This window comes from Cellulomonas sp. P2_B4, from assembly GCF_056404795.1.
In genome coordinates, this window is sequence record NZ_JBFUDI010000026.1 from 1 (window position 1) to 990 (window position 990).

General features: G+C 65.8%; 1 protein-coding gene. It reads left to right on the top strand.

Annotated features, from left to right (window positions below; all coding sequences use genetic code 11):
* Positions 1-312: 312 nt before the first annotated feature.
* A partial coding sequence (locus tag AC1DZC_RS19860; protein ID WP_477044462.1) for a phytanoyl-CoA dioxygenase family protein occupies positions 313-990 on the top strand: 678 nt, incomplete at its 3' end.

A 990-nucleotide genomic window follows, 5' to 3' on the forward strand; every position in this document is an offset into this window, starting at 1 on the left:
CGGTGCGGGCGAGGCGATCGAATTCGGCGGCGTTTCTGATAGCGGCCTGGGGCGCCGGGGAATGATCCGGGGCGGTCGTCTGGCCAGTAAGGGCGGACAGATCGCCGCCAGCCAAGCCGATGGCGGCGATGGCGAGCAGTGCCGCGGTGGTTTTGGTCACGAGTCTCTCCCGAACGCCAGCGAGGCTGCGCGAAAGCGGGGCCGGGGTCCAGTGACGAGGTGCCCGGAGGCGCGCGTTTGCGCGGCGGCGGCGGTCTGCTATGCCGGCGCATGACGGCCCGCCGGAGAAGGGGGGCAGCAACGGGCGATTTCGTGCAGACATCCATTCTTCGGAATCGAGCGCTGCAGCCACGGCTGACACGGGACGGCTTCGTCCAGCTTCCCTTGCTGGATGCAGCGGAAGTCGACGCCCTGCTCCACACGCTGAAAACCATTCGCGACCGGGCGTCCCGTTCGTCGACGATCACCGGGCAGGCGCTTGCCTATCACGCGACGGCGCTCGATGGCGACGCTCAGTATCGGGAATCGATATTCTCCGCGGTGCGGGATGCGGTCGCGCCGAAGCTCGAGGGGCTTCTCGACGACTTCGACATCATCACGGCGGGCCTGATCATCAAGGAGCCGGGAACGGGTGCGCTGAGCCTCCATTCGGACTGGACCCTGACGGAAGACATAGATCAGCCGACACTGACGGTGTGGTGCCCGCTGGTCGACGTCGACGATCATAATGGCTGTCTGCGGGTCGTGCCCGGCAGCCACCGGCTGGTTCGACAGATCCGCGGCCCGGGGATCAAGAACTATCACGCGCATTTTCAAAAATCCCTCGGCGACATCGTCCTCTCCTTGCCGATGCGGGCCGGTGAGGGCCTGATCTTCGACAGCAGGCTGCTGCATGGCTCGCCGATCAACGAATCCGGCGTTCCCCGCCCCGCAATCATGGTGTCCTGCGTCCGGAAGGGCGTCCGTCCGGTATTCTACCGTCATGAAGAC